The organism is Actinomadura fibrosa (genome assembly GCF_900659615.1).
Lineage (GTDB): Bacteria > Actinomycetota > Actinomycetes > Streptosporangiales > Streptosporangiaceae > Spirillospora > Spirillospora fibrosa.
The window spans coordinates 1-24,101 of the sequence record NZ_CAACUY010000008.1; the positions used below are offsets into that span (position 1 = coordinate 1).

25 protein-coding genes are annotated in these 24,101 nt (G+C 73.0%); 16 read left to right on the top strand and 9 right to left on the bottom strand.

Going from position 1 to position 24,101, the window contains the following annotated elements; translation table 11 throughout:
• The 6 genes from E1300_RS49830 to E1300_RS05125 form a co-directional block, all read left to right on the top strand.
• On the top strand, positions 1-246 hold a 246-nt coding region (locus E1300_RS49830), incomplete at its 5' end, for an SbtR family transcriptional regulator (protein ID WP_442316418.1).
• Between the two features lie 46 nt (positions 247-292).
• On the top strand, positions 293-694 hold the full coding sequence (locus E1300_RS05105; RefSeq protein WP_131755705.1) for a Zn-ribbon domain-containing OB-fold protein: 402 nt from the start codon (positions 293-295) through the stop codon (positions 692-694).
• Positions 691-1,035 carry a VOC family protein gene (locus E1300_RS05110; protein ID WP_131755706.1) on the top strand — a complete coding sequence of 115 codons (345 nt, stop codon included), beginning with the start codon at positions 691-693 and terminating at the stop codon, positions 1,033-1,035. The genes E1300_RS05105 and E1300_RS05110 overlap by 4 nt, the downstream gene beginning before the upstream one ends.
• An 83-nt stretch (positions 1,036-1,118) precedes the next feature.
• Positions 1,119-2,690 carry a class I adenylate-forming enzyme family protein gene (locus tag E1300_RS05115; RefSeq protein ID WP_131755707.1) on the top strand — a complete coding sequence of 524 codons (1,572 nt, stop codon included), beginning with the start codon at positions 1,119-1,121 and terminating at the stop codon, positions 2,688-2,690.
• Between the two features lie 76 nt (positions 2,691-2,766).
• Positions 2,767-4,869 carry an acetate--CoA ligase family protein gene (locus E1300_RS05120; RefSeq protein WP_131755708.1) on the top strand — a complete coding sequence of 701 codons (2,103 nt, stop codon included), beginning with the start codon at positions 2,767-2,769 and terminating at the stop codon, positions 4,867-4,869.
• Positions 4,856-5,617, top strand: a complete 762-nt coding sequence (locus E1300_RS05125; protein WP_131755709.1) for a glucose 1-dehydrogenase — start codon at positions 4,856-4,858, stop codon at positions 5,615-5,617. The genes E1300_RS05120 and E1300_RS05125 overlap by 14 nt, the downstream gene beginning before the upstream one ends.
• Positions 5,618-5,675: 58 nt before the next feature.
• Here E1300_RS05125 and E1300_RS05130 read toward each other — a convergent pair whose 3' ends face one another.
• Complete coding sequence (locus tag E1300_RS05130) at positions 5,676-7,100, bottom strand: amidase (RefSeq protein WP_242618950.1); 1,425 nt, start codon at positions 7,098-7,100, stop codon at positions 5,676-5,678.
• A gap of 20 nt (positions 7,101-7,120) precedes the next feature.
• Between E1300_RS05130 and E1300_RS05135 the strand changes: the two genes are divergently transcribed.
• From E1300_RS05135 to E1300_RS05155, 5 genes are all read left to right on the top strand, one after another.
• Positions 7,121-7,498: a TetR/AcrR family transcriptional regulator gene (locus tag E1300_RS05135; protein WP_131755710.1), complete on the top strand. Its 378-nt coding sequence runs from the start codon at positions 7,121-7,123 to the stop codon at positions 7,496-7,498.
• Positions 7,499-7,519: 21 nt separating this feature from the next.
• Complete coding sequence (locus tag E1300_RS05140; protein WP_131755711.1) at positions 7,520-9,973, top strand: DNA translocase FtsK; 2,454 nt, start codon at positions 7,520-7,522, stop codon at positions 9,971-9,973.
• A 260-nt stretch (positions 9,974-10,233) separates the two neighbouring features.
• The gene (locus E1300_RS05145; protein WP_131755712.1) at positions 10,234-10,989 is read left to right on the top strand and encodes a helix-turn-helix domain-containing protein; all 756 of its coding nucleotides are present in this window, start codon (positions 10,234-10,236) and stop codon (positions 10,987-10,989) included.
• A gap of 62 nt (positions 10,990-11,051) precedes the next feature.
• Complete coding sequence (gene rimO / locus E1300_RS05150) at positions 11,052-12,461, top strand: 30S ribosomal protein S12 methylthiotransferase RimO (RefSeq protein WP_131755713.1); 1,410 nt, start codon at positions 11,052-11,054, stop codon at positions 12,459-12,461.
• The gene (locus E1300_RS05155; RefSeq protein WP_131755714.1) at positions 12,458-13,057 is read left to right on the top strand and encodes a CDP-alcohol phosphatidyltransferase family protein; all 600 of its coding nucleotides are present in this window, start codon (positions 12,458-12,460) and stop codon (positions 13,055-13,057) included. The genes rimO and E1300_RS05155 overlap by 4 nt, the downstream gene beginning before the upstream one ends.
• Here E1300_RS05155 and E1300_RS05160 read toward each other — a convergent pair.
• Together E1300_RS05160 and E1300_RS05165 are read right to left on the bottom strand one after the other, a co-directional pair.
• Positions 13,054-13,476: an acyl-CoA thioesterase gene (locus E1300_RS05160; RefSeq protein ID WP_131755715.1), complete on the bottom strand. Its 423-nt coding sequence runs from the start codon at positions 13,474-13,476 to the stop codon at positions 13,054-13,056. The two genes, E1300_RS05155 and E1300_RS05160, sit on opposite strands and share 4 nt — an antisense overlap.
• A complete protein-coding gene (locus E1300_RS05165) occupies positions 13,473-13,775 on the bottom strand; it encodes a hypothetical protein (RefSeq protein WP_131755716.1) in 303 nt (100 codons plus the stop codon). Before E1300_RS05165 ends, E1300_RS05160 begins: the two co-directional genes overlap by 4 nt.
• A 117-nt stretch (positions 13,776-13,892) precedes the next feature.
• Between E1300_RS05165 and E1300_RS05170 the strand changes: the two genes are divergently transcribed.
• The 5 genes from E1300_RS05170 to E1300_RS05190 all read left to right on the top strand — a co-directional run bounded on the left by E1300_RS05170 (position 13,893) and on the right by E1300_RS05190 (position 18,226).
• Positions 13,893-14,405 carry a DUF1990 domain-containing protein gene (locus E1300_RS05170; RefSeq protein ID WP_131755717.1) on the top strand — a complete coding sequence of 171 codons (513 nt, stop codon included), beginning with the start codon at positions 13,893-13,895 and terminating at the stop codon, positions 14,403-14,405.
• 815 nt (positions 14,406-15,220) lie between these two features.
• Positions 15,221-16,516, top strand: coding sequence for a CinA family nicotinamide mononucleotide deamidase-related protein (locus E1300_RS05175; RefSeq protein WP_131755718.1), 1,296 nt, complete (start codon positions 15,221-15,223; stop codon positions 16,514-16,516).
• A 111-nt stretch (positions 16,517-16,627) separates the two neighbouring features.
• Complete coding sequence (locus tag E1300_RS05180) at positions 16,628-16,984, top strand: helix-turn-helix domain-containing protein (RefSeq protein WP_131755719.1); 357 nt, start codon at positions 16,628-16,630, stop codon at positions 16,982-16,984.
• 127 nt (positions 16,985-17,111) lie between these two features.
• A complete protein-coding gene (locus E1300_RS05185) occupies positions 17,112-17,579 on the top strand; it encodes a Dps family protein (protein ID WP_131755720.1) in 468 nt (155 codons plus the stop codon).
• A 140-nt stretch (positions 17,580-17,719) separates the two neighbouring features.
• A complete protein-coding gene (locus tag E1300_RS05190; protein WP_131755721.1) occupies positions 17,720-18,226 on the top strand; it encodes a hypothetical protein in 507 nt (168 codons plus the stop codon).
• Here the strand turns inward: E1300_RS05190 and E1300_RS05195 are convergent.
• The 6 genes from E1300_RS05195 to E1300_RS05220 form a co-directional block, all read right to left on the bottom strand.
• The gene (locus E1300_RS05195) at positions 18,192-19,073 is read right to left on the bottom strand and encodes an endonuclease/exonuclease/phosphatase family protein (protein WP_131755722.1); all 882 of its coding nucleotides are present in this window, start codon (positions 19,071-19,073) and stop codon (positions 18,192-18,194) included. The genes E1300_RS05190 and E1300_RS05195 overlap by 35 nt on opposite strands.
• 60 nt (positions 19,074-19,133) lie before the next feature.
• A complete protein-coding gene (locus tag E1300_RS05200; protein WP_131755723.1) occupies positions 19,134-19,937 on the bottom strand; it encodes a DNA-formamidopyrimidine glycosylase family protein in 804 nt (267 codons plus the stop codon).
• A 50-nt stretch (positions 19,938-19,987) separates the two neighbouring features.
• A complete protein-coding gene (locus E1300_RS05205) occupies positions 19,988-20,452 on the bottom strand; it encodes an RrF2 family transcriptional regulator (RefSeq protein ID WP_131755724.1) in 465 nt (154 codons plus the stop codon).
• A 318-nt stretch (positions 20,453-20,770) separates the two neighbouring features.
• Positions 20,771-22,222: a glycoside hydrolase family 3 protein gene (locus E1300_RS05210; RefSeq protein WP_131755725.1), complete on the bottom strand. Its 1,452-nt coding sequence runs from the start codon at positions 22,220-22,222 to the stop codon at positions 20,771-20,773.
• Complete coding sequence (locus E1300_RS05215) at positions 22,219-23,070, bottom strand: carbohydrate ABC transporter permease (RefSeq protein ID WP_131755726.1); 852 nt, start codon at positions 23,068-23,070, stop codon at positions 22,219-22,221. The genes E1300_RS05210 and E1300_RS05215 overlap by 4 nt, the downstream gene beginning before the upstream one ends.
• Positions 23,067-24,038, bottom strand: coding sequence for a carbohydrate ABC transporter permease (locus E1300_RS05220; RefSeq protein ID WP_131755727.1), 972 nt, complete (start codon positions 24,036-24,038; stop codon positions 23,067-23,069). Before E1300_RS05220 ends, E1300_RS05215 begins: the two co-directional genes overlap by 4 nt.
• Positions 24,039-24,101 lie beyond the last annotated feature (63 nt).

The window sequence follows — 24,101 nt, forward strand, 5'->3', positions numbered from 1 at the left end:
ACCGCGCTCGGCGGCCCGGCCCGGGCGATCTGCGACGCGACCGCCCGGCTGCTCGCCCGCGCCCAGGACGCGGGGACCGTCCGCGCCGACGTCGACGCCCGCGACCTGCTGCGGCTCGCCAACGCGATCGGCATCGCCGCCGAGCGCGCCCCCGAGCCCGCCGCGTACGCGGGGCGGATGCTCGCCCTGCTCTTCGACGGCCTCCGGACCGGTGGACGGCCCCCCGACGGCGGTGGCGGACCGTGATCCGGACCCTTGTCCACTAACCAAGCGTGCGCTAGGTTGGCTGGCGATGGACCAGCCGCGCCCCGCCCCGACGCCGAGCCCGCTGACGGCCCCCTACTGGGACGCCTGCCGGCGCGGTGAGCTGGCGCTCCAGCGCTGCTCGGGCTGCGGGCGGTTCGTCCACTTCCCCGAGCCGAGCTGCCCCTACTGCGGCGGCGCCGAGCTCCGCTACGAGACGGTCGGCGGACGCGGCGCCGTGCACACCTTCAGCGTCGTCCACCGCACGTTCCTGCCCGGATTCGCCACCCCGTACGCCGTCGCCTGGATCGACCTGCCCGAGGGCGCCCGGGTGTTCGGCGACGTCACCGGCTGCCCGCCCGAGGACGTCCGGGTGGGCATGCCCGTCGAGGTCCACTTCGCCGACCTCGAAGGTTTCGGTCCTATGCCCCACTGGAGGCCCGCAGCATGACCCGCATAGGCAACGTCCTCTACAGCGCCAAGGACGTGGACGAGGCGGTCCGCTTCTACCGCGACGCCCTCGGCCTCCAGGTGAAGTTCCAGGACGACGACAGGTTCGCGGCCCTGGACGGCGGCGGGACGACGTTCGCGATCGCCGGGCCGGAGGAGGACGTCACCGGCGGCGTGCCCGCGGCGTCGTTCAAGGTCGAGGACGTCCGCGCGACGACCGAGTCGCTCACCGCGGCGGGGGCGACGCTCGTCCGCGGCCCGGAGGAGGGGCCGCACGAGATCCGCGCCGTGCTGCGCGACCCGTCCGGCAACCCGTTCGTGCTCTACGCGAGCCTCCCGTGAGGCCGCGCTGACGCTCCCGTTCACAACGCGTTCCGTCCCCCGCCGCCCGTCCCCACCCCAGCCGGAGTCGAAGGAGCCGAGCCGTGGCGCGAGAGAACTCCCCCTTCAGCAACTACGCCTACGCGATCCTCACCGCGAACGCGCTGCGCACGCCGGACAAGACGGCGCTGACCTACTGCGGCGACCAGAGCTTCACCTACGACCAGCTCAACCGCAAGGTCAACCGCGTCGCGCACGCGCTGCTCGCCGCCGGGGTCGCGCCCGGCACCCGCGTCGCGTCGCTGATGAACGAGACCCTGCACGTCGCCGAGGTCTACCTCGCGCAGATGAAGATCGGCTCGACCGTCGCCGCGCTCAACCCCTACTGGCCCGCCGACACGCTGCGGCAGGTCGTCGAGCGGTCCGAGTGCACCGCGTTCGTGTACGACGCGACCGTGGACGGGCTGGTCGACGCGATCCGCGCGGACCTGCCGAACGTGAAACTGTGGCTGCGCGTCGGCGGCCCCGCCGACGGGACCGTGGACCTCGACGCGCTCGCCGACGGCGCGAGCGAGGCCGAGCCGCCGCTCGGCGGGTTCGGCAACGACCTGCTGGCGCTGTTCTACACGTCCGGCACGACGGGGCTGCCGAAGGCCGTCATGCACACCCACTTCAGCTCGCTCGCGTCCGCGCAGATCTGGCTGGACGTGGACCGCGACCAGGACTCCGTCATGGGCACCGGCGCGATCATCTGGGGCATCGGCTTCCCCGCCCTCGTCGGCCCCGCGTTCTACGCGGGCATGACGCTCGTCCTGGAGCAGGACTGGGGCCCGGCCAACTTCCTCAAGGTCGTCCCGCGCGAGAAGGTCACGCACGTCAGCCTGATCCCGAGCTTCTTCTCCGCGCTGCTCGGCTCCGACGACCACGAGGACGCCGACCTGTCGTCGCTCAGGGCGATCGTGCTGGGCGGCGAGCCGCTGCTGCCGGGGCTGCGCGAGCGCATCATGAAGCGGATGCCGGACGCCGCGATCTACAGCTACTACGGGCAGACCGAGGCGCCCTACACCTGCTTCGGGCGCCAGGACGACGGCAGCCAGGACATCTCCTCCTCCGGACGGGCCCGCATGTCGTGCGCGGTGCGGATCACCGACCCGAAGGGGAACCGCGTCGTCGGCGAGGTCGGCGAGATCAACCTCAGCGGCCCCAACGTCATGGCCGGCTACGACGGCCTGCCCGACAAGACCGCCGAGGTGCTCCACGACGGCTGGTACGTCGGCGGCGACCTCGGCCGCATGGACGAGGACGGCTTCGTCTACGTGCTCGGCCGCCGCGAGGACTCCATCCTCAAGGGCGGCCAGTGGTCGCAGCCCGCGCAGATCGAGGAGGCCGCGATCGAGGTCGACGGCGTCGCCGAGGCCGGCGTGGTCGGCGTCCCCGCGCACCCCGAGGGGCAGGACGCCGTCGAGCAGAGGATCCTCCTCGCGGTCGTGCCGCGCTCCGGCGCGTCCCTGTCCGGCGAGGAGGTCCGGTCCGCGCTCGCGTCCCGGCTGCCCGCCCACCAGGCGCCCGACGCGGTCGTCGTCGCCGACGAGCTCCCGCATACGCAGGACGCGTCCGGCGGCCCCGGCAAGCTGCTCCGCCGCGGCATCCGCGACCGGTACGCGGACCGCGTGTGAGAAGCCGCCCGCCGGTCGCAGCGACCCCTCGGCCGGCGGGTCGGCACGCCTTCGGACCCGACGCGCGAGGATGCGAATGACCACACTGCCCGAACACGCCGTCAAGGCGTGGATCTCCGGCTTCGGGATCGCCGTGCCGCGCGGCGCGGCCGTCCCCGGCCCGGACGCGGTCGAGGCCGCCGCCGCGGACCTGACGCCGCCGCTCGCGGTGAAGGCGTACGGCCCCGCGCTCGTCCACAAGAGCGACGCGGGCGCCGTCCGCCTCGGCCTGACCTCCGCGCTCGCCGCCGCCGACGCCGCCGCGGAGATGCGGGCCGCGCTCGCCTCCGCCGGGATCGTCCCCGACGGCTTCCTCGTCGAGGAGCAGGCCGCCGCGGGCGTCGAGGTGATCGTCGGCGCCGTCCGCGACCCCGCGTTCGGGCCCGTCCTGCTCGCCGGGCTCGGCGGCGTCTGGACGGAGGTGCTCCGCGACACCTCGCTCCGCCTGTGCCCCATCACCGAGGACGACGCCCGCGCGATGCTGGACGAGCTGCGCGCCGCCGCCCTCCTCGACGGCTTCCGCGGCACCCCGCCGATCGACAAGGACGCCCTGGTCAAGGTCCTCCTCGCGGTCGGCGGCCCGGGCGGGATCGTCGACACACTCGGCGACCGCCTCACCGAGTTCGAGCTGAACCCGGTCATCTGCGGCCCGTCCGGCGCGGTCGCGGTCGACGCCCGCCTCATCGGCCCGGACGAGGCCGCGCTGTCGGACCCCGCGCCGCCTCCCGCGCCGACGCCCGCCCCTTCCGACTTCGACCGCCTGTTCGCCCCGCGCGGGATCGCCGTCGTGGGGGCGTCCACGAAGAAGCCGAACTTCGGAAACATGTTCCTCCGCTTCTACAGGGCGGCCGGCTTCACCGGACGGCTCGTCACCGTCCACCCCACCGCGCCTGAGATCGACGGCGTCCCTTGCGTCCCGTCCCTGGCCGACGCGGGCCCGGACATCGACTACGCGCTGGTCGCCGTCCCCGCCGACCGGTGCGCCGACGTCGTCCGCAGCGCGGCGGGCATTCCGTTCGTCCAGGTGATGAGCGGCGGGTTCGCCGAGATGGGCCACCCCGAACTCGAACGGGACCTCACCGCCGCCGCCCGCGCGGCCGGCGTCCGGCTCCTCGGCCCCAACTGCATGGGCGTCTACGCGCCCGCCGGCGGCCAGACCTTCCTCGGCGGCACCCCCGGACGCCCCGGCCGCATCGCCGTCATCTCGCAGAGCGGCGGCCTCGCCGGCGAGGTCATCCGGGTCGGCGAGCACCGCGGCCTCGCGTTCTCCAAGGTCGCGACCGTCGGAAACAGCGCCGACGTCACCCCCGCCGAACTGCTGCGCTACCTGGCGTCCGACCCCGGCACCACCACGATCGGCCTCTACCTGGAGGACCCCCGCGACGGCCGCGGCCTGTTCGAGGCCCTCCGCGACCTGCGCAAACCCGTCGTCGCCCTCGTCGGCGGCCGCAGCCGCCAGGGCCGCCGCGCCGCCGCGTCCCACACCGGCGGCATGATCGGCGACGACCGCGTCTGGACCGCCCTCGCCCGCCAGACCGGCGTCACCCTCGTCACCAGCCAGGACGACCTGATCGGCGCGCTCGACCTCCTCGACCTCCAGCACGGCCGCGAGGCCCCCGGAACGCCCGACGTCCTCGTCATCGGCCCGAGCGGCGGCGCGTCCGTCCTCGCCGCCGACGTCTTCGACCGCGCCGGCCTCGACCTCGCCGGACTCCCCGACCCGGCCCGCGACTCCCTGCGCGCCCTCGGCCTCGGCGCGGGCAGCTCCCTCGCCAACCCCCTGGAGATCCCCGTCGGCCCCGGCGGCGACCCCGGCCTCGTCCGCCGCGCCGTCGCCGCGATCACCGCCGAGCGCCCGTTCGCCGACGTGGTCGCGCACCTGAACGCGCAGAGCTTCTTCACCTACGGCGACAGCGCCGACGCGCTGCTGGACTACGCACGCGCCATCGGGGACCTTCAGAACGACCTCCCGGGCACCCGGGTCACTTTCGTCATCCGGAACGGCGAGTACGCGCCGCCCGGCGTGACCGACGACGCCCGGGAGATCGCCAGAAGGGCCGGCGTGCCGGTGTACCGGACCATGGAGGCCGCCGCAGCCGCGGTGGCCGCGGGCAAGAGGAGCGTTGATGGGGCAGCTTGACGGCAAGGTGGCGCTGATCACCGGCGGCGCGCGCGGCATGGGCAAGTCCCACGTCAGGCGGTTCGTCGCCGAGGGCGCCAAGGTCGTGTTCGGCGACGTCCTGGAGGAGCAGGGCGCGAAGCTCGCCGCCGAACTCGGCCCAGATGTGCGCTTCGTCCGCATGGACGTCACCGACCCGGCCGACTGGCAGCGCGCCGTCGAGACGGCCACCACGACGTTCGGCGCGCTCCACGTCCTCGTCAACAACGCCGGGATCATCCGCCACAAGACCATCGACGAGATGTCCGTCGACGAGTTCCGGCAGATCCTCGACGTCAACCTCGTCGGCCAGTGGCTCGGCATCAAGTCGGTGACGCCCGCCCTCCGCGAGGCCGGCGGCGGCTCGATCGTCAACGTCTCGTCCACGGAGGGCTTCGTCGGCGCGTCCGGCCTCGCCGCCTACAGCGCCAGCAAGTTCGCCGTCCGCGGCCTCACCAAGTCCGCCGCCCGCGAGCTCGGCCCGCACGGCATCCGCGTCAACTCGATCCACCCCGGCGGCGTCCTCACCTCGATGTCCCTCCAGGAGGACGTCGTCGCCAACACCGCCGACAGCGCCGAGGCGTTCATGAGGGCGCTCCCCCTCGGCCGGATGGGCAACACCACCGAGGTCTCCGGCCTCGTCGCCTACCTCGCGTCGGACGACTCGTCCTACTGCACCGGCAGCGAGGTCCTCGTCGACGGCGGCATGCTCACCGGCGCCGGCTACTGACGTGACAGGCCGCCGGCGACGGATGGACCCCCGCGCCGGCGGCCCGCCACGGGCCTCTCTACGCGGACCTCTCGGCCCACCCCTCGACCTTCTCCAGCTGCGCGGCCAGCGAGATAAGCGTCGCCTCATCGGAGTCGCGCCCGAGCAACTGCGCCCCGATCGGCAGACCACTCTTCGTGAACCCGGCGGGCACGTTGATCCCCGGCCACCCGAGCACATTCCACGGCCACGCATACGGACACGCGCTCGCCGACGCCGACTGCGTCTTCTGATACCCCCACCCGTCGAACGCACCGACCTTCAATGGCGGCTTGGCCGTCGTAGGCGTGAGCACCACATCGGCATACCGGAAGATGCGCCCGACCTTCCGATGCAGATACGGCTCCATACGCTTCGCCAAAGGCAGCAGCCGCCGCCCCACCAACCGCCCGATCTGCGCCTCCACCTGCGTACGGGCCTCCGGCTGAGCGTTGGGCATCGCGTCCAGGACATCGGCGACACCCGCCGTCCCCCGCGGAATCAACCCGAGCCCCACAAGCCCATAGTCGGGATCCGCCGGAAACACCCGGTGCCCCAACTCCGTCAACCGTCGCGCCAACCGCTCGACCGCGGCCCGGATCTCAGGATCGAGCCTCCCGCTCACCCCGAACGCCGTCCGGAACGAAAGCGCGATCCGCAACCTCCCCGGATCCCTTCGCGCGGCCTCCTGGAAAGACCGGAGTGGCCTCTCAATCTGATACGCGTCATCGGGATGGCTCCCACTGATGACGTCCAGCAGCAGAGCCGCGTCCCGGACACACCTCGCCAGCGGACCCCACACCGTGATCCCGTTGAACGGATCCGTCCGCGGATACCCGGACACCCTCCCCCGCTGCGGCTTGATCCCCACGAGCCCCGTCCAGGCGGCCGGAATCCGGATCGACCCGGCCCCGTCCGACCCCACGGCACCCGCGACCATCCCCGCCGCCACCGCCGCCGCGCTACCCCCCGACGATCCGCCGGGCGTGTACTCCGGATTCCACGGATTCCGCGCGCACCCGAACCCGACCGACTCGCTGAACGGCCACAGCCCGACCTCGCACGTCGTGGTCTTCCCCACGATGATCGCCCCGGCGGCCCGCAGCTTCCGGACGACCTCCGCGTCCCGCACCGCGACCCGGTGGTCCCCCCGTACCGCGAACGGCGTCGTCTCCCCCGCCAGGTCCGTGTCGTCCTTGATCGCGACCGGCACTCCCAGCAGCGGCAGCCGCTCCCCCTCCGCCAGCCGCTTGTCGGCCCGCAGCGCCTCCGACCCGGCGGCCTCCGTCCGGACGACCCGGAACGCCCCCAGACTCTCCTGGCGCCCGATCGCCTCAAGCGAGGTCTCCACCAGATCACTCGACGAGACCTCGCCCCTGGCGAGCGCCTCCGCCTGCTCCGCGAGCCCTCGCACGCGCACCTCCGCTATCGTTCGTTCGAACGAACGATAGCGAACCCGCTCCACCTACGGAAGACTGAGCCCCGATGAGCGCCCGCGACCAGATCCTGAAGGCCACCCTCCGCCTGATCGGCGAGAAGGGCATCGGCGCCGTGACCAACCGGGCCGTCGCCCGCACGGCCGGCGTCTCCCTCGGCTCCCTGACCTACCACTTCCCGAGCCAGGGCGACCTGCTCCGCGAGGCCCTCCGCACCTTCGTCGACGACGAGATCGCCCGCATCACCGCCTACCTGACGGCCCTCGCCGACGCCGACGTCGAACCCGTCCAGGCCGCCGACCACGTCGAGAAGGCCGTCGTCGACCTCGCCTACGGCCCCGAGCAGATCGCTAACCTCGAACTCCACCTGCACGCCGCCCGCGACCCCGACATGCGCGACGTCTCCGTCCGCAGCGTCGAGGCCTAGCACCCGATCGTCCAGCTCACGATGGCGTTCGTCCAACTGCTGGTCAAGCTCTACCAGCTCGCCGCCGTCACCGTGGGCTCGGTGTTCCGCGCCTACGGCACGAGCGCCCGCAACCTCGACCCCGAGCACCGGCGCGACGGGCTCGGCCTGGCGCTGCTCGGCTCGTCCATCGTGCTGGCCTCGGTCACCTGGTTCCGCCCCGACGGCGTCGTCACGGTCGCGCTGGAGAAGGTCGCGCGCGGCGGGCTCGGCATCATGGCGATGGTGCTGCCCGTCCTGCTGGCCCTGCTGGCGTGGCAGACGCTCCGCCACCCCGAGCAGTCGGAGGACACCGGCCGCGTCGTGATCGGCTGCACGGCCCTCGGCGTCGGGGTGCTCGGCATCCTGCACATCGCCGCGGGCGTGCCGTCCCCGGCCGACCACATCAAGGCGGTGCGCGGTGCGGGCGGGGTGGTCGGCTGGCTCGTCTCGGCGCCGCTCGTGGCCGGGCTGAGCGCCTGGGTGGCGGTCCCGCTGCTGCTCCTGCTGTCCTTCTTCGGGCTGCTGGTGATCACCGCGACGCCGATCGCGAAGGTGCCCGAGCGCTGCGCGGACCTCTGGGCCGTCGCGACCCTCCAGGGCCGTCCCGAGCGCCCGTCCGGGACCGAGGACGCGGCGGACGCCGAGAAGGCGCCGAAGAAGCGGCGGAGCAAGGCCAAGAACGCGAAGGACGCGACAGAGGGTGCCGACGGCGAGCTGGAGGTCGGCGAGCACTCCAAGCCGTACGACACGCCCCTCCTGGAGGACGGCGCCAAGAAGGGGGCCCGCCCGCAGCGCGACCTCGCCGACGAGCTGTTCGAGCCCGACCCGTTCGGCGGCGACGTGCCGCCGCCCGCGCCGCCGGTCGACGAGGAGCTGCCGCCGCCCCCTCCCGCCGAGGTCCACGAGGCCCCGCCCGAAGCGCCCGAGGTGCCCGACCCGACGCCCGCGCCGCGCAGCTCCGAGCAGCTCCCGCTGTCGTCGTCCGGCGAGATCTACCTGCTGCCCGACCCGTCCGCGCTGCGCCCGGGCAGCGTCGCCAAGCCCCGCACCAAGGCCAACGACACCGTCGTCAACGCGCTCAGCGGCGTGCTGGAGCAGTTCGACATCGACGCGCAGGTCACCGGCTTCACCCGCGGCCCGACGATCACCCGCTACGAGATCGAGCTCGGCCCCGCGGTCAAGGTCGAGAAGGTCACCGCGCTCACCAAGAACATCGCCTACGCGGTGAAGAGCGCGGACGTGCGGATCATCTCCCCGATCCCCGGCAAGTCGGCGATCGGCGTCGAGATCCCCAACGTCGACAAGGACATCGTCAGCCTCGGCGACGTGCTGCGCTCGCCCGCCGCGACGAACGAGCACCACCCGATGATCGTCGGGCTCGGCAAGGACGTCGAGGGCCGCACGGTGGTCGCCAACCTCGCCAAGATGCCGCACATCCTCATCGCGGGCGCCACCGGCGCGGGCAAGTCGACCTGCATCAACGGCCTCATCACCTCGGTCCTGATGCGGGCCACCCCGGACGAGGTCCGGATGATCCTCGTCGACCCGAAGCGGGTCGAGCTGACGATGTACCAGGGCATCCCGCACCTGATCACCCCGATCATCACCAACCCGAAGAAGGCCGCCGAGGCCCTCGACTGGGTCGTCGGCGAGATGGACCGCCGCTACGACGACCTCGCCGCGTCCGGGTTCCGGCACATCGACGACTTCAACAAGGCCGTCAAGGCGGGCAAGCTCACCGCCCCGCCCGGCAGCGAGCGCGTCTACACCCCCTACCCGTACATGCTCGTGATCGTGGACGAGCTCGCCGACCTGATGATGGTCGCCCCCCGCGACGTCGAGGACTCGGTCGTCCGCATCACCCAGCTCGCGCGCGCCGCGGGGATCCACCTCGTGCTGGCCACGCAGCGCCCGTCCGTGGACGTCGTGACCGGGCTGATCAAGGCCAACGTCCCGTCCCGGCTGGCGTTCGCGACGTCCTCGCTCGCCGACAGCCGCGTCATCCTCGACCAGCCGGGCGCGGAGAAGCTCGTCGGCCAGGGCGACGCGCTGTTCCTCCCGATGGGCGCCAGCAAGCCCATGCGGATCCAGAACGCCTACGTGGCGGAGAAGGAGATCCACGGGATCGTCGAGCACTGCAAGGCGCAGATGGAGGCGGTCTACCGGGAGGACGTCGCCGCCTCCGGCGGGCCGAAGAAGGAGATCGACGAGGAGATCGGCGACGACATGGACCTGCTGGTCCAGGCGATCGAGCTGGTCGTCTCCACGCAGTTCGGGTCCACCTCGATGCTCCAGCGCAAGCTGCGGGTCGGCTTCGCCAAGGCGGGGCGCCTCATGGACCTGATGGAGAGCCGCGACATCGTCGGCCCGAGCGAGGGCTCCAAGGCCCGCGACGTGCTGGTCAAACCCGACGATCTGCCCGGCGTGCTCGCCGAGCTCCGCGGCGGCGGCTGACCGGCGGGTCGGCGGGGACGACCGTAACTATTTGAGAATATTGTCGGATTCTGTTCGGCGGAACGTTCCACGGCGGTTCCGTGGCGGAGCGCCGCCGGTTCCCTTCGGGTGGGAGCCTGGCGGGCGAGAGGATGCCGGAATGATGCGAAATCTTGCCCAGTTTCCAACGTGTTGCCTGTCGCTCAGCGGGCATTGCGGTTTCTAGACTGGTGTCGCAGGAGTGTGGGGTCGGTCATGGACGCGCTCGAAGGAGGCTCGGCGTGAGCATCGGTGAGACCTTGGCGAAGCAGCGTCAGCAGGCCGGTCTCTCGGTGACCCAGGTGAGTCTCCAGACCCGGATCCGGGAGACCGTCATCCGGGGCATGGAGTCCGACGACTTCTCCGCGTGCGGCGGCAACTTCTACGCCCGCGGCCACATCCGCAGCGTCTCCCGCGTCATCGGCATCGACCCGGAACCGCTGGTCAGCGAGTTCGACGCCGCGCACGGCGGCGCCCCGCAACCCCTCTCGGCCGCCTCGGCCTTCGAGCCCGAGCAGCCCGTCGCGTTCCGCGAGCGCCGGTCCCCGAACTGGAGCGCCGCGATGGCGCTCGCCCTCGCCCTCGTCGTGATCTACGGCATCGTCCAGGTCATCGGGCACGGCGGCGGACGCGAGCAGCGCACCGCCCAGCAGGTCGCCGGGACCCCGGCCGCGCCCGCCGCGCCCCGCCCGTCCGCCGCCGCCCCGCCGAAGACCGGCGCGCCGGTCGCGGCGCCGCGCCGGAACGTGGAGCTGCGCGTCAAGGCCAGGCGCACCACCTGGTTCAGCGTGCGCGGCGACAAGGGCACCACGCTGTACAACGGCGTCCTCCGCGCCGGCCAGGAGCGGCGCTGGACCGCCAAGAAGAAGATCAGCGTCGTGATCGGCGTGGGCGGCAGCGTGCGGCTGACCGTCAACGGCAAGGACATCGGCGCGCCCGGGCAGGGCAAGGGCGTGCAGCAGCTCAGCTTCGACCGCAACGACCCCGCGACGACCTGAGCGGCCCCGCGAAAGGGCGGCCGCTGGTCGGCGCCACGGCCCGCGCCCATTACCTTAGGGGGATGTCCACTCGCCGCAAGGTCTCACTCATCACGCTCGGCTGCGCCCGCAACGAGGTCGACTCCGAGGAGCTCGCCGCACGCATCGAGGACGCGGGCTGGGACCTGGCCGAGGACTCCGGCGCCGCCGACGTCGTGGTCGTCAACACGTGCGGCTTCATCGAGGCCGCCAAGAAGGACTCCATCGACACGCTGCTGGCCGCGCACGACTCGGGCGCGAAGGTCGTCGCGGCGGGCTGCATGGCCGAGCGGTACGGCCGGGAGCTGGCCGAGGCCCTCCCCGAGGCCCACGCGGTCATCGGCTTCGACGACTACACGGCGATCGGCGAGCGCCTCGACGACGTGATGGCCGGGCGCGCCCACGAGGCCCACACCCCGCGCGACCGCCGGACCCTGCTGCCGATCAGCCCGGTGGAACGCACGTCCGCCCCGGGCGTAGCGATCCCGGGCCACGGCGGCACCGACCTCCCTGACGGGATCGCGCCCGCGTCCGGCCCCCGGGTGCTGCGGCGGCGCCTCGGCGGCGGCCCGGTCGCCCCGCTGAAGCTCGCGTCCGGCTGCGACCGGCGCTGCACGTTCTGCGCGATCCCCGCCTTCCGCGGCGCCTACGTCTCCCGCCCCCCGGCGGAGGTGCTGGAGGAGGCCCGCTGGCTCGCCGGGCACGGCGTCCGCGAGCTGGTCCTCGTCAGCGAGAACTCCACGTCCTACGGCAAGGACCTCGGCGACCTGCGCGCGCTGGAGAAGCTCCTGCCCGGCCTCGCCTCGGTGGACGGGATCGAACGCGTCCGGGTCAGCTACCTCCAGCCCGCCGAGACCCGTCCGGGGCTCATCGAGGCGATCTGCGGCACGCCCGGCGTCGCCCCCTACTTCGACCTGTCGTTCCAGCACGCGAGCGGCCCGGTGCTGCGCTCGATGCGGCGGTTCGGCGACCGCGAGCGGTTCCTCGACCTGCTCGCGCAGATCCGCGCGCTCGCCCCCGAGGCCGGCGTGCGGTCCAACTTCATCGTGGGCTTCCCCGGCGAGTCCGAGGACGACTTCGAGGAGCTCGCCGCGTTCCTGTCCGCCGCCCGGCTCGACGCGATCGGCGTGTTCGGCTACTCCGACGAGGACGGCACCGAGGCCGCGAACCTGGACGGCAAGCTCGACCCGGCCGAGGTCGCCCGCCGCGTCGAGGAGCTGTCGAGCCTCGCCGAGGAGCTCACCGCCCAGCGCGCCGAGGACCGCATCGGCACGGAGGTCCGCGTCCTCCTGGAGGACAAGGCCGGCGACGCCTTCGAGGGGCGCGCCGAGCACCAGGCGCCCGAGGTCGACGGGACCGTCCTCGTCCGCGGCGCCGGCCTCGCCCTCGGCGAGATCGTCACGGCCCGGGTGACCGGCAGCGACGGCGTCGACCTCGTCGCGGACCTGTCATGATCGCCGGTTCGCCGGAACCGGTCGCCGGCGCGCCGGACCCGCCCCCGGCGAGCGTCTACAACGTCGCGAACGCGCTGACCCTCGCCCGCATCGTCCTGGTCCCCGCGTTCGTCTGGCTGCTGTTCATGGACGGCACCGGCTGGCGCCTCGCCGCGTTCGCCGTCTTCGCCGTCGCCTCGATCACCGACAAGATCGACGGCGATATCGCCCGTGCCCGCGGGCTGGTCACCGACTTCGGCAAGATCGCCGACCCGATCGCCGACAAGGCCCTCACCGGCGCGGCCCTGGTCAGCCTGTCGATCATGGGGGAGCTCTGGTGGTGGGTGACCGCCGCCATCATGGTCCGCGAGATCGGCATCACGCTCATGCGGTTCGTCGTGATCCGCTACGGCGTGATCCCGGCCAGCAAGGGCGGCAAGCTGAAGACGATGCTCCAGGTCTTCGCGATCGGCTTCTACATCCTGCCCGGCCCCCTCGACCCCGTCCGCTGGGTGACGATGGGCGCGGCCCTGGTCGTCACGGTCGTCACCGGCCTGGACTACGTGGTCCAGGCGTGGAAGATGCGCCGCACCGCCCGCTCCGGCGACGAGTCCTAGAGGCCGAGAAGCTCCGGAGCCGCGGCCAGGGCGCGCCAGCGCTCACCGGGATCGGGCACGAGCCGCCGCTCCGCCAGATCCATCAGCCCGCCCACACTGCTGATCTCCGCCGCCAGCGCGCCGTCGGCCCGGCGAAGCTCCTGCTTTATCCGAAACGTCCTGCCCTCGCCCCAAGCGAACGTGCACGTGATGTCCACGTCGTCACCCGCGCGCAGCTCGCGGTGGTAGCGGATGGTGTTCTCCAGCGTCACCGGCCCGACCCCGGTGGCGATCAGCTCGTCCACCGAGACGCCGGCGGCGCGCAGGCACTCCCACCGGGCATGGTCGCCGTACTGGTGGTAGACGGCGCTGTTGAGGTGCCCCTGAGTGTCCAGCTCGTAGGCGCGGACGGTGACCCGCACCGTGAACGGCTCCTTCACGATCCCTCCCGCTCCGCGAGCCAGCCGTGCGACTTCGCGGTGAGGTAACGCAGCCCGTCCCCACCGATCTCGACCCAGTCGCCGCGCGTCCAGCCGCCCGTGGTCTGCGGGGCGAACCCGTGCCGCCGGAACAGCGCGGACGCCTCCTCCTTGGTGAGCCCGCGACGTCCCCAGTCCCGGATGACCCGAGCGGTCCGCTCGGCCTCGTCCGGCTCGCCGGGTTCGTCGAGCGCGGCGGCCAGCTCCTCGAAGCCGCGCGCGATCATCCGCAGCCCAACCTGCACCCGACCACGATCCATGGGCGAATCGTACACCGATCGCTAGCAATCGCTAACCGATACCAACACCGACCAGAGGCAAGGAGGATTCCGGAGCTGGATTCGTCAGCTCGCGCCGACCTACGGCATGCTGGCGAGATGAACGCGCAGGACTTCACGTACGCCGAGGTCGGCGCCACCTACAACGCCGACCGCCCGGACGGCTACAGCCATCTGCGCGTGCGGACCCTCGTGGGCCAGGGACCGGCGGTCATGCGAAACGCGACCGACGCGCTCATGGAGTTCTGGATGCACCGCGCACTGCCCGTCCGCGTGAACGCCTCCGCCCCCCGCGCCGCGCCAGGCGTGAGCGTCGAGATCGGCCTGGGCATCGGCCCCTTCCGCGTGAAGGCGCCCTGCCGAATCGACTGGACCCGCGACGAGGAACGCCGCGCCGGCTGGGCGTACGGGACACTGCCCGGCCACCCGGAGATCGGCGAAGAGGCCTTCGTCGTCCACCTGGACGACGAAGGCGACGTATGGCTGACGGTAACCGCGTTCAGCCGCCCAGCAGGAACAGCGGCACGCCTAGCGGGCCCACTCCTCCCAGTGGCCCAACGCGCCTACGCCCGCCGCTGCGGATCCGTCCTACGCCGCCTATCCCGCCCATAAGGCCCACCCACACCGAAACCCAGCCCCACCCGCCCGGGTGCGCCGCAAGCAAGGCAGACAGGCACGCCACCGGCGATCACACCGCACAAACGATGGCCCGATGCCAAGAGTCGCGCGGTGCGGGGGTGGTGCGGTGCCGGGGGATGGCGCGGTGCGGACGGTCGCACGGTGCCGGGGATGCGCGTGTGTGAGTGGTCATGCTTCGTGGGGGCGGGGGCGCTGCGATCGCGTGCGAAGCCAGATCCGAGCTTGCGAGGATCTGATCGCGCAGTGAGCCGCCAGGCGAGCCGGAGCGATGCCAGCGATCGCCGCAGTGCCCGTTGAAGGAGGGCCGCCAAGGCCCGACGCCGAGGGCACTGCAATAAAAAGGGCCGCGGGGCCACGCCCACCCCGGTCGTGGTCCCGCGGCCCGGTCTTCGGACCCCGAGTCGATTATCCCTGGAATTGGCCGTGCCTCGCGCCGTGGCAAATGAGTTCTGATTCACACTATGGCCGGGGCCGCTGGCCGGAGTAGGACCCCGGGACAATGGTAAGGAGGTGGCGGGCGCCGCCGATGTGCGCTTTGGTCGCGCTCCCGTCCACGTGCATGGGCGACACCATCTTGATCCGGGACACAATGCGCGGTTCGCCCATTTCGTGGCGAGTGAAAAGCGTTATGCGGCGGTGCGGCCCGCTGGCGCGTTCCCTTTCGGCGGGAGCGGGGCGCGTCCTGTTGCGGTCGCGATCTCCGGTCAACCGGAGCGGCCGCCGGTCCGTCGGGGCCGGGGCGGTGCGCTGTAGATTCGGTGCGCGGACCGGGTGAGGATGGGGGCGCGATGCGGGTCGAACTGCTCACGGTCGGGGACGAGCTGCTCCTCGGCGACACGATCAACGGGAACGCGGCGTGGCTCGGGCGGCGGCTCGCCGACTCGGGGGTCGACGTCACGCGGAGCGTCGTCGTCGGCGACGAGACGGACGTCATCATCGAGGCCGTGACGGCCGCGCTGGGCCGGGCGGACGCCGTGATCACGACGGGGGGCCTCGGGCCCACCTACGACGACCTCACCCGCGACGCGCTCGCGAAGGCGGCCGGGGTCCCGCTCGTCCGGGACGCGGGGCTGGAGCGGCGGCTCCGGGAGCGGGCCGCGGCGTCCGGGCGCGAGTTGCAGGCCATGGCGTTCCGGATGGCGGAGGTGCCCGAGGGGGCCGGGCTGCTGCGCAACTCCGCCGGGACCGCGCCGGGCCTGCGCGTCGAGCTGCCCGGCGGCACGGTCTACGCGCTGCCCGGCGTCCCGTTCGAGATGCGCACCATCGTGGACGAGGTGGTCCTGCCGGAGCTGGCCGCGCGCGCCGGGCTGCCCGCGGTGGCGCGCCGCACGCTGCGGACCGCCGGGATCTGGGAGTCCGTCGTCGCGACGCGGCTCGCCGAGGTCGAGGCGATGGAAGGCGTGAAGCTCGCCTACCTGCCAGAGCCGGGCGAGGTGAAGATCCGGATCACGGCCGCCGCGCCGGACGCGGCCGGGCGGCTCGCCGCGGCCGAGGCCCGCGTCCGGGAACTGCTCGGGCCGGTGGTGTACGGGGCGGAGGACGAGACGCTGGACCGGGTCGTGCACCGGCTGCTGGCGGAGCGCTCGGCGACGGTCGCGGTCGCGGAGTCGCTGACCGGCGGGCTGATCGGCGCGGAGCTGACCGCGATGCCCGGTTCGTCCGCCACGTTCGCGGGCGGCATGGTGACGTACGCGACGGAGCTGAAGGCGCGCCTGCTCGGCGTCCCGGAGGATCTGCTCGCCGAGCACGGCGCCGTCCATCCGGACGTGGCCGCGGCGATGGCCGCCGGTGTCCGGGACCGGCTCGGCGCCGGCTACGGGCTGGCCGTCACGGGGGTCGCGGGTCCGGAGCCGCAGGACGGCCGTCCCGTGGGAACGGTCTACATCGGTGTGGCCGGACCTGGAAACTCGCCTACCGTGGTCGGTCCGAGACTGCCCGTGCCCGGGTCCGGTCCGGAGATCCGCGCGGTCCTCCGGCGGATGACCGTGGTGCACGCGCTTGAACTGCTCAGACGCACGCTGCTGGGGCTTGACGCGGAGGCCGGCACCGGGGACGCTCGGGAAGATCGGGAAGATCGCGGTTGATTACAGCGTTACGTTCCGAGCGAACACGAAATCAACGGTCTGCCACGGCCGCCGTCAAGCCGGGTACGGTGGAACCGGCAGATGGTCCGAACTGAGGGAGGGAGCGAGACGATGGTCCTGCTTCGCCAGCTGCTCGGTGACGTACTGCGGCAGCTGCGGCTGCGCCAGGGACGCACCCTCCGTGAGGTCTCCGCGGCGGCGCGGGTTTCCCTCGGATACCTGTCCGAGGTCGAGCGCGGGCAGAAAGAGGCCTCCTCCGAACTGCTCTCCTCGATCTGCAAGGCCCTGGGCGTCCCGCTGTCGCACGTGCTCAGGGAAGTCGCGGATCAACTGGCGCTCGCCGAGCTCCAGCACGAGCCCGTCATGGCGGGCGCGCCGCCGGAGCACGAGCGGATCGCCGCCGAGAGCATTCCGGAGACGCCCGAGGAGATCACCGGGGACTTCCGCCCGGACATGGTCGCCGCCTGATCGCCGGACGCGTTCTTTGCCCGACGGGGACCGCGGGTGTGCGCGGTCTCACGCATAGACGCGGCATACGAGGGGATGCCTTCCACGTTGTAGCGGATAACCGTAATGACGCGGAAGGAGCCGAGAGATGGCGGCGGTCAAGAGCCCCCTGTCCGAGGAGTCCAAGAAGACGGTCGCGGAGGCGCTCCAGGCGTCCCTCGTCGATCTGATAGATCTCGCGCTCGTGGCCAAGCAGGCGCACTGGAACCTGACCGGCCGCAACTTCAAGGTCGTGCACGAGCACCTCGACGAGGTCGTCGACCTGGCCCGGCAGAGCCAGGACGACGTCGCCGAGCGCGCCGTGGCGATCGGCGCGAACCCCGACGGCCGTTCCCGCACGGTCGCCGACCGTACCGACATCCCGCAGCTTGAGGCGGGCTACCTGGACGACGACAAGGTCGTCGCCGCGATCACCGACGTCCTGAGCCAGATCATCGGCCGGTTCCGGGAGCGCATCGAGGCCCTCGACGAGCCCGACCCCGTGAGCCAGGACCTCCTGATCAGCATCACCGCCGAGCTGGAGAAGCAGCACTGGATGTTCCAGGCGCAGACCTGATCCCGCCGGTTCCACCCGGCGCGCCGCGGCGATCCTCGGCGCACGGGCGCGAGCCCGGTGACGGAACGGCCCCGGTCCCTGGACCGGGGCCTTTCCGTGTTTCGGGCCCGCGGCGGGCCGCGCCGTGCCGATGATGGGGGATGGCGACCCTCCCGAAGGCCCTCGCGCTCCCCGCCGCGCTGCTCGCCCTGGCCGCGTGCGGCTCCGGGACGCTCGGCGCGGAACGCCCCTGCACGGCGATCGGCTCCGCGCCCGGCATCGGCCTCAGCGTGCGGGCTCCCGACGCCGCACGGGTGTCCTCGGCGTCGCTGAGGGTCTGCTGGGACGGGACGTGCCGCGAGCCCGCGCTCGAACTCCGCCCGTCCTCGACCGCCGTGCCGGCGGGTTGCGACGGCGACGGACCGGACGCCGCCTGCGGGGCGGTCTCGTCGCCGGACGGGGGCAAGACCGGTTTCGCTCAGGTCACCGGCCTGCCGAAGGCGCCGGTGCGGGCCGTCCTCGTGCTCCGCGACGCCCGCGGCCGCACGGTCCTCGACCGCCGGATCGACCTCACCCCGAAGGCCACGTTCCCGAACGGGCCGCACTGCGGTGAGGGCGGTCCGCAGGCGGCTCTCACCGTGGCCGGGGGCCGGATGACCGTCCGCTGACCGCCCGTCCCGGCTCGGGGGCGGGCGCGGCGGGATGGTGCAGGTCGGCGACGACCGCCGTGTGGTCGGACGGCCAGACGCCGTCGACCGGACCGGTCCCGGCGCGCCGCACCGCCCGGACCCGTCCGAGGGACCGCGGTCCCGGCAGCCCCACGTGGACGTAGTCGATCCGGACCCCGCACGAGCCGTGCGGCGCGGTGTGCGGGTTCGCGGCGTCCCAGGTGGCGGCCGGCGTGCCCGGCGGCGCGTACTCCCAGGCGTCGATGAGGACCTGGCCCGGGACGGCCGGGCGCGTCCGGTAGCCGCCGAGCAGCCGCATCTCGTCGGAGTCGGGCCAGGCGTTGAAGTCGCCGGTGACGACGGCGGGGAAGGCCGTGCCCGCGCGGCGCTCGGCGACGAAGGCGGCCAGCGCCCGCACCTGCGCGCAGCGGACCGCCGACTCGCCCGGAGCGCCGTTCAGGTGCGTGGTGAAGAACGGGACGCGGTGCCCCGGGGCGTCGACGAGCGCGTGCAGGGCCATCCGGCCGTCGTCCTGGCCGCCGGCCGCGGGCAGCTCCACGGCGGCGCGGTCGGCGATCGGCCAGCGGCTGAGGACGGCCACCCCGACGTCGAACCCCCACCGCTCGACGCGCTCGCGCCACCGTTCGCGCGGGTCGAACGGGGCCCACGTCCAGCGCATGCCGAGCGCGTCGGCGAGCCAGGCCGCGAGGTTGTCGCCGCCGCGCCCCCAGACCTCCTGGAGGCCCACGATGTCGGGGGCCTCGTCGCGCAGGACGGCGAGGAGCGCGTGGCGCCGCTCGTCCCACGCCTGGAACCGCCACCACACGTTCCACGTCATGACCCGCATACCGCGCCCCTTCCGGCCGCTCGCGCCCGCGCGCCAGCCCCAGGGTCGCTCAGGGCGGCCTCAGGGGCCGGGGGTCCCGGCGGCGGGCTGGCAGCGCGGGCACCAGAACGTCACCCGGTCGCCGACGTCCGACGCCTGCGCGGCCCGCATGATGCGGGCGCCGCACCGCCGGCACGGCCGCCCGGAGCGCCCGTACACCCAGTGCTCGTGGCCGCGCCGGAGGTCGCCCGTGGTGATGTGGCCGTGCCGCTCCTTGTTGGCCTCCAGGAGGCGGTGGGAGAGCTCCACCATCGCGGGGAGGTCGGGGACGTCCGCGACGGGCGTCCAGGGGTTGACGCCGCGCAGGAACAGGATCTCGGCCTTGTAGACGTTGCCGATCCCGGCGAGGACGCCCTGGTCGAGCAGCGCCTCCCCGATGGCGCGGTCCGGCCGCTCGTCCAGCCGCATGACGGCCTCGGCGGCGAGCTCGGCGCCCCAGTCCGGGGCGAGCAGGTCGGGCCCGAGGTGGCCGACGGCCTTGTCCTCCTCGGCGGTGCGCAGCAGCTCGACGAGGCCGAGCGAGTAGCCGACCGCCTGCCATTCGGCGTTCGCGAGGACGAGCCTGACCCGGTGGTCGCGGGGGACGGGACCGGTCCGGCGGATCTGCCAGCGGCCCTCCATGAGCAGGTGCGTGTGGACGGTCAGGCCGCCCTCGACCCGCACCAGGATGTGCTTGCCCCGCGACACCGCCGCGAGGACCGTCCGGCCGCGCAGGTCGGCCGTGGCGAGGCGGGGGACCCGGAAGTCGGAGCGCGCCAGCCTCCGCCCGGCGAGCGCCTCGTGCAGGCGCCGGGCGGCCAGCCAGACGACGTCCCCCTCGGGCACCTCGGCGTCACCTCCGTCCCCTCCTGGGACGGCCCCCGGGATTCACTCCATCATATGAACGAGGGGCTCTCCCATGCGGAGGGATCCTCGGTGAGCTTGCGGACGGGCTCCGGGAGCTCTCCGGAGGCGATGTGCGCGAGCGTCACCGATTCGAGGATGGACCGCTCGCTCGCGCGCAGCGCGATCCACACCTCCTGGAGGGAGCGTGCGGGACCCTCGTACCCGACGTGTTCCGGCCGCTCGCCGCGGACGCCGAGCAGCGGCCCGTCGATCGCGCGGATGATGTCGGCGAGGGAGATCTGCTCGGCCTGCCTCGCCAGCCAGTAGCCGCCCTCGGGGCCCCGCTGGCTCCGGACGAGTCCGGAGCGGCGCAGCTGGCCGAGGATGTTCTCGAGGAATTTCGGCGGGATCTGCTGGGCCTCGGCGAGCTGGACCGCGGTCACCGGATGACTTCCGGCCACCGCCAGCTCCGCGGCGGCACGCAGCGCGTAGTCGACCCGGGCGGACAATCGCATGCTTCGTATTATCCCTTGCCGACCGGACTGGTTGGGCTTACTCGCTCCCGCCGGCCCCCGTCCCGGCGAGCGGGGCGAGGGCCGCGCGGCCCTCCCGCAGGCGCGCCGACCGGCGGTTCGTCCCCTCGGGGACGCCCGCCATGAGGGCGGCGGGACGCCGGTGAACTTCGTTCGATCGGGCGGCGCGGACCCCTCCGGCCGTGCGGTGCGCCGCACGGCCGGGTAACGGTCAGGGGGTGGTCAGGGGGACGGTCAGGGGGTTCCGGTCAGAGGTCGGACCCGCGTCGGATCACGGGGATCCGGGGCGGGGGAGGCGGGTCAGGAGGTTCCGGTCAGGCCGAGGAGCTCGGCGGCGGCTTGGGCGTTGGCGGCGGCGGCGCCGTAGGTCGCGAGGTAGGCGGCGGACCCGGGCCGCCAGACCGGCAGGCCCATCTCCACCACGACCGTGTCCGGGCGGGCCGCCAGGAGGGCGCCGGCGAGCGCGCGCTGGTCGGCGTGCCGGTGCGCGTCGCGGAGCACGACGACCAGGCCGCGTCCCGTGGCACGTTCCAGCACACGTCCGGCCTCGCCCGCGGCCCCGTCCGCCCGGACGGCGTCGGGCGCCCACGGGCTCAGCCCCCAGGGCGTCGGCCCCACCGCGATGTTGCCGCCCGCCTTCAGCTCCACCACGAGCGGCGGGGACCCGTTCCAGCCCGGCAGCGAGCCCGTCACGCGGATCGCGCGCCGGGCCGCCTCCAGCCCGGCGGGACGGTCGACGGCGGCCGGGACCTGCCCGGCGAGCCAGCGCCGGAGCGCGGCGGTGCGCTCCGCCGCGTCCGCCAGCCGCTCCGGGGCCAGCCGTCCCCCGCGGACCGCGCCGGTGATCGCCTCCAGCGTGGCCCGCACCGTCTCGGCGTGCTCGTTCGGCCCGAGGCACAGCAGGTCCGCGCCCGCGGCCAGCGCCCGGACGGACGCCTCCGGGATGCCGATCTCGCCGCTCGCGCCCTCCATGTCCAGCGCGTCGGTGACGATCACGCCCCGGTAGCCGAGGCGCTCGCGCAGCAGCCCGGTGATCGCCGCGTGGGAGAGGGTGGCCGGCACCCCGCCGGTGATCGAGGGCAGGTTGAGGTGCCCGGTCATCACCGCGCGGGTGCCGGCCGCGATCGCCGCCCGGAACGGGACCAGCTCGCGGCGGTCCAGCAGCTCCAGGTCGGCGTCGACGAGCGGGACGGACAGGTGGGAGTCCTCCACGGTGGCCCCGTGCCCGGGGAAGTGCTTCGCGCACGCCGCCACGCCCGCCTCCTGGGTGCCCGTCACGGCCGCGGAGGCGTGCCGGGCGACCAGCTCGGGGTCCGGGCCGAACGACCGCGTCCCGATGACCGGGTTGTCGTCGGCCGTGTTGACGTCCACCGAGGGCGCGAAGTTGAGGTTGACGCCGGCCTCGGCCAGCTCGGCGCCCAGCGAGCGGTACACCCGCCGGGTCAGCTCCGGGTCGTCCACGGCGCCGAGCGCGGCGTTGCCCGGGTACGGGCTGCCGGTGGCGTGCCCGCCGAGCCGCGTGACGTCCCCGCCCTCCTCGTCGATGGCGATGAGCGGGTCGCCGGCCTTCCGCATCCGCGCGGTGAGGGCGGCGAGCGACTCCGGGCTCGGGACGTTCCCGGTCAGGGCGAACAGGGTGACCCCGCCGAGGCCCGCCTCCAGCTCGTCCAGGAGCCAGTCCGGCGCGGTCGCCCCGGGGAAGGACGGGAGCAGCGTGCCGCGCGCGAGCCGCGCGATCTCGTCGGCGTTCACCCCTTCACCGCCCCGGCGGTCAGGCCCGACACCATGCGGCGCTGGACGAGCAGGAAGAACGCGATGACGGGAATGGTGAGCAGCGTCGAGGCTGCCATGATGGGCCCCCAGGCGTTGCCGCTGCGGCCGAAGAAGAACTGCAGCATGATCGGCAGGGTGTACTTGTCCTGGTCGTCCAGGAACGTGAAGGCGAAGATGAACTCGTTCCACGCGGTGATGAACGAGAAGATGCTCGTCGCGACCAGGCCGGGCGCGACCAGCGGGAGCAGGACGCGGAAGAACGTCCGCAGCGGGCCGGCGCCGTCGATCGCGGCGGCCTCCTCCAGCTCCTTCGGCACGGCCGCGACGAAGCCCCGCAGCATCCAGATGGCGAACGGCGCCGCGAACCCGACGTAGACGACCACCAGTCCGGGCAGGCTGTTCAGCAGGTCGAGCCGCTTGAGGTCCAGGAACAGCGGGATGACCAGCGCCTCGCACGGCACCATCTGGACGATCAGCAGCATGATCAGGAACGTGGTGCGGAACCGGAAGCGGAACCGCGCGACCGCGACCGCCGCCATCAGCGCCAGCAGGCTCGACGCCACGACGGTGACGACCGCGAGGATCGCGCTGTTGGCGAAGTACTGCCAGAACGACACCTCGGCGATGCCGCCGTTCAGCACCAGGTCGAAGTGGTCCAGCGTGGGATGCGACGGCAGCGGCTTCGGCGTGCTGCTGAAGATCTCGTTGTTGGGCTTGAACGCGGTGGAGGCCATCCAGAAGACGGGGAACACCGCGAGGGCGAAGACGAGCAGGCCCGTCCCGTTCAGGGCCGCCTTCCTGATCGTCCTCTTGGCCGACGACGTCATCGTGTCTCCCCCTGACGCACCATGACCCGCACGTACACGGCCGTGACGATGAGCAGGATCAGCGTGAGCACCAGCGCGATCGCCGAGCCCATGCCGAGCTTCGGGTTCAGCGAGCCGAACGCCTCGGAGTAGGCGTACAGCGACAGGTTGAACGAGTCCCGGTTCGCCATCCCGGCCATGACGAACAGCTGCGTGAACACCTTGAAGTCCCAGATGATCGACATGACGATCAGCACCAGGAAGATCGGCTTGAGGATCGGATAGGTGATCTGCCAGAACGTCCGCCACGGGCCCGACCCGTCCACCCGCGCCGCCTCGTACAGCTCGCCCGGCACGCTCTTCAGCCCGGCCAGCACCGACACGGCGACGAACGGGCACGCCTGCCACACCACGCACACGGTCAGGACCGTGTACGCCGACAGCGGCGTGGCGAACCAGTTGTAGTCGTCCCAGCCGCCGCCGACGAGGACGTCCGGGAGCAGGTCGAGGGTCCAGTTGACGAGGCCGCCGGTCGTCCCGAACAGCCAGGTGAAGATGATCGCCGCGGTGACCGGCGGCGTCGCCCAGGCGACCATGACGCCGCCCGCGACGAAGCTCGACATCCGCCTGCCGAGCTTGTTGAGCAGCAGCCCGACCAGCGTCCCCACCACCAGGGTCAGCGTGACCGCGACCACGGCGAACAGGACGGTGTGCCGGAGCGTCTGCCAGAAGAACGGGTCGTCGAAGATCGTGCGGAAGTTCTCGGTGCCGACCGACTCGGCCGGCTCGCCGCGCAGCTGGCGGTTGCCCACCTTCTGGAACGACATGATCCCGATCTGGATCATGGGCCAGAACATCAGCACGGCGATCACGACCACGGTGGGCGCGATCAGCAGGTACGGCCCGAAGCGGGGCCTGCGGCGCTGGCGCGCCCGGCCGGAGGGTGTCCGGCCGGGCGCCCTGCGCACCGCGGGAGCGGTGTCGAGCATGGCGCGGTTCCGATCAGCGGGGACGGGTGGCCTGCGGGGCCCGGCCGCCGCCCGCGGTGGCGC

Excerpts from the sequence above, each read along its gene's own strand:
- E1300_RS05110 (WP_131755706.1), top strand. The coding sequence starts at position 691 with ATGACCCGCATAGGCAACGTCCTCTACAGCGCCAAGGACGTGGACGAG.
- rimO (WP_131755713.1), top strand. The coding sequence starts at position 11,052 with ATGTCCACTCGCCGCAAGGTCTCACTCATCACGCTCGGCTGCGCCCGC.
- E1300_RS05120 (WP_131755708.1), top strand. The coding sequence starts at position 2,767 with ATGACCACACTGCCCGAACACGCCGTCAAGGCGTGGATCTCCGGCTTC.
- E1300_RS05175 (WP_131755718.1), top strand. The coding sequence starts at position 15,221 with ATGCGGGTCGAACTGCTCACGGTCGGGGACGAGCTGCTCCTCGGCGAC.
- E1300_RS05155 (WP_131755714.1), top strand. The coding sequence starts at position 12,458 with ATGATCGCCGGTTCGCCGGAACCGGTCGCCGGCGCGCCGGACCCGCCC.
- E1300_RS05180 (WP_131755719.1), top strand. The coding sequence starts at position 16,628 with ATGGTCCTGCTTCGCCAGCTGCTCGGTGACGTACTGCGGCAGCTGCGG.
- E1300_RS05195 (WP_131755722.1), bottom strand. The coding sequence starts at position 19,073 with ATGCGGGTCATGACGTGGAACGTGTGGTGGCGGTTCCAGGCGTGGGAC.
- E1300_RS05220 (WP_131755727.1), bottom strand. The coding sequence starts at position 24,038 with ATGCTCGACACCGCTCCCGCGGTGCGCAGGGCGCCCGGCCGGACACCC.
- E1300_RS05170 (WP_131755717.1), top strand. The coding sequence starts at position 13,893 with ATGAACGCGCAGGACTTCACGTACGCCGAGGTCGGCGCCACCTACAAC.
- E1300_RS05165 (WP_131755716.1), bottom strand. The coding sequence starts at position 13,775 with ATGGATCGTGGTCGGGTGCAGGTTGGGCTGCGGATGATCGCGCGCGGC.
- E1300_RS05105 (WP_131755705.1), top strand. The coding sequence starts at position 293 with ATGGACCAGCCGCGCCCCGCCCCGACGCCGAGCCCGCTGACGGCCCCC.
- E1300_RS05135 (WP_131755710.1), top strand. The coding sequence starts at position 7,121 with ATGAGCGCCCGCGACCAGATCCTGAAGGCCACCCTCCGCCTGATCGGC.
- E1300_RS05185 (WP_131755720.1), top strand. The coding sequence starts at position 17,112 with ATGGCGGCGGTCAAGAGCCCCCTGTCCGAGGAGTCCAAGAAGACGGTC.
- E1300_RS05205 (WP_131755724.1), bottom strand. The coding sequence starts at position 20,452 with ATGCGATTGTCCGCCCGGGTCGACTACGCGCTGCGTGCCGCCGCGGAG.
- E1300_RS05140 (WP_131755711.1), top strand. The coding sequence starts at position 7,520 with ATGGCGTTCGTCCAACTGCTGGTCAAGCTCTACCAGCTCGCCGCCGTC.
- E1300_RS05215 (WP_131755726.1), bottom strand. The coding sequence starts at position 23,070 with ATGACGTCGTCGGCCAAGAGGACGATCAGGAAGGCGGCCCTGAACGGG.
- E1300_RS05190 (WP_131755721.1), top strand. The coding sequence starts at position 17,720 with ATGGCGACCCTCCCGAAGGCCCTCGCGCTCCCCGCCGCGCTGCTCGCC.
- E1300_RS05125 (WP_131755709.1), top strand. The coding sequence starts at position 4,856 with ATGGGGCAGCTTGACGGCAAGGTGGCGCTGATCACCGGCGGCGCGCGC.